Origin of the sequence: Candidatus Erwinia dacicola (assembly GCF_001756855.1) — a bacterium.
GTDB lineage: Bacteria > Pseudomonadota > Gammaproteobacteria > Enterobacterales > Enterobacteriaceae > Erwinia > Erwinia dacicola.
The window spans coordinates 1-2,453 of record NZ_MAYS01000509.1; the positions used below are offsets into that span (position 1 = coordinate 1).

The 2,453-nt window shown below is 49.9% G+C and carries 1 protein-coding gene, 1 other RNA gene and 4 pseudogenes; 3 read left to right on the forward strand and 3 right to left on the reverse strand.

All coding sequences use genetic code 11. The features are described from left to right. Positions 1 to 78: 78 nt before the first annotated feature. A pseudogene (tomB, locus tag BBW68_RS13085) lies at positions 79 to 430 on the forward strand (Hha toxicity modulator TomB). 28 nt (positions 431 to 458) lie between these two features. Next, a complete protein-coding gene (locus tag BBW68_RS13090; RefSeq protein WP_070135702.1) occupies positions 459 to 677 on the forward strand; it encodes an HHA domain-containing protein in 219 nt (72 codons plus the stop codon). A 65-nt stretch (positions 678 to 742) separates the two neighbouring features. Here the strand turns inward: BBW68_RS13090 and ffs are convergent. Continuing rightward, positions 743 to 839: signal recognition particle sRNA small type (gene ffs / locus BBW68_RS13095), an RNA gene on the reverse strand. Between the two features lie 164 nt (positions 840 to 1,003). On the opposite strand from ffs, the pseudogene BBW68_RS19940 reads away from it, so the two are divergent. After that, positions 1,004 to 1,237, forward strand: a pseudogene (locus BBW68_RS19940) (MGMT family protein); the annotation flags it as partial. Here the strand turns inward: BBW68_RS19940 and BBW68_RS20820 are convergent. After that, positions 1,234 to 1,719: pseudogene (locus BBW68_RS20820) on the reverse strand (YbaY family lipoprotein); the annotation flags it as partial. The pseudogenes BBW68_RS19940 and BBW68_RS20820 overlap by 4 nt on opposite strands. 410 nt (positions 1,720 to 2,129) lie before the next feature. Further along, positions 2,130 to 2,441, reverse strand: a pseudogene (locus BBW68_RS20825) (IS21 family transposase); the annotation flags it as partial. Between the last annotated feature and the right edge of the window lie 12 nt (positions 2,442 to 2,453).

Here is a 2,453-nt window from a genome sequence, read left to right on the forward strand (position 1 = left end):
CAGCATAATCTCTATTTATTAACAATAGCCGCTTAGGAGGGGAAAAAGATGGACGAATACTAACCGAGAAGGCATGATATTGCACAGCTAAAATTTTTGTGTGAAAACCTGTACGATGAAAGCTTGGCTACGTTAGGCGGCAGCTACCACGGCTGGGTTAACGATCCTACCTCTGCTGCCAATCTACAGCTTAACGACCTGATCGAGTATATTGCAGCATTCACCATGAATTACAAAATTAAGCACATCGAGGTCAGCGATCTGATAAGTCAGATTGATAAATATCTGGATAACACCTTTTATGCTGTCCAGCAATTACGGCATTAATGTTCAGGACTTACAACGCTGGCAGAAATCCGCCAAACGACTGTTCAACATTTTTGCAGAGGAATGTGCATCAAGCCTGCCGCAGGCTAGCCATTCGTTTTAGCAACCCATTACTCATTTACGGTTTAATAATGACAGACAAACTTTTAACAAAAAATGATTATCTGATGCGCCTCAGACGCTGTCGTTCCATCGACACGCTTGAGCGCGTTATCGAAAAGAACAAATACGAATTATCTGATGATGAACTGGCTGTATTCTATTCCGCTGCCGATCACCGTCTGGCCGAGCTGACAATGAATAAGCTTTATGATAAAGTGCCCGTTGCCGTATGGAAGTTTGTTCGCTAACTAATGATGTTGGATTTAAACCTAATTAAGTCGTGAGGACTGGTAAGGCAGAATTGGGTGGGGGACCCTGCCAGCCACATCCCGGCACACGCGTCATCTGTTACGGCTGCTTCCTTCCGGACCTGACCGAGTTCACAAATCAGCATTGCGGGAGAACCAACTGGGCCCCCATTGAGTACCTTGGGTAACCAGAGCGCAGGCATTATCAATGATGGCCCCGGCAATTGCAAGCCGCCCCTTGGTGACCGTTGGTTTCTTGCACGATCTGCAGATTATTTTCGTGCTATAGGCCCATGACCTTGGAACAAGACAGTTTTCAATAGCGCATTTATCAGATCGTTGCCGCGATCCCTTATGGCAACGTCACAACCTATGGCGAAGTGGCCCGGCTGGTCGGTTCATCGCGCGCGGCGCGTCAGGTTGGCGGCGTGCTGAAGCGCCTGCCCAAAGGCAGCAAACTGCCGTGGTACCGGGTGATTAATCGCAAAGGTAAAATTTCGCTGACGGGTGACGATCTCAGCAGGCAGCGTAAAGCACTGCAGGCGGAAGAGATTAAGGTTGGTGCAGGAATGGTACCCGATGGCGTAACCAGAGTAGGTGAAGTCGAAGGCACGGTTGTTGGTGCCCCACTCTTCGTTGGCATCTCCATTTCAGGGACGGCACCAGCGTCAGGTCGTGACGCTGGTGCCCGTGGTGACCACCTGTTTCACCGTATTGGTGATAAACATCAGTTTGCCATCCACGCTGACCGCAGCATTCAGCAGAATGCGTGCTTTCGGCTGGATACCCGCTAGGTTAAACGGCAGGGTAAACTGGAACGGTGCCTGCTTACCTTCTGTGCGCCCAACGCGCTGCACAGCACTTTAGACGGTGCATCCGACAACGTCACGGTCAAGCACAGAATCCGGTGGCAGCGTCCTAATCACCCCTTGCTGACCTTTTACCTGCAATCCCAGCGTTGGGGGCGGCATATCTTTGCTTTTGCACACCCTGTAATTACCACAGCCAAAGCCACGCCACTTAATACATGCCAGATTTTCATTGATAACTTCTCTTTCCAATGAATGATTACGACAGCCAAATACTGCGAAAAGGAAGAGCTTTACTGCCTGCGTAAGCTTAATTCTGGCACAACTTACTGATTTTTTTTCTAGACGCGCCGATCTTTGCGCATTTCACCCTAGCGCCACAGATTGCAAAAACAGTCATTGACGGTAATTGGTCGGATTTCGCAAACTGAGATCTGAAATTTTAATGAGGATGCGTTTTATGAGCCATATGAGCTAGGCACTGCAAAATTTACTGAATCTGCTGGATCTGGAAACCCTAGAAGAGGGGCTGTTTCGCGGGCAGAATGAAGATCTGGGGCTACGCTAGGTATTTGGTGGTTAGGTGTTGGGCCACAAGCGCTGTATGCCGCAAAGCAGACGGTGCCACAGGAACGCATTATCCATTCGTTTTATAGCTACTATTCTGTGCCCGGGCGACAGCCAGAAAGCGATTATCTACGACGTGGAAAATCTGCGCGACGGTCAGCATTTTAGCGCCCGCCGGGTAAAAACCGTTCAGAACGGTAACTTCTGCATCCTGGCAGGGTGCAGCGAAGACGTGGAAGCGGCGTGAGTAACCCAGCGTATTGACGGCAAAGTTAATTCTACAGCGCTCCCCGCCGACCTCGGCTTCGATTTCGCCCCAGTCATGCTGCAGCTGGTAGCCGGGCTGGGTTTCGAAGCGAACGGTCTTTTTACCGGACTGCATCTCGCGAATTCAGATAAT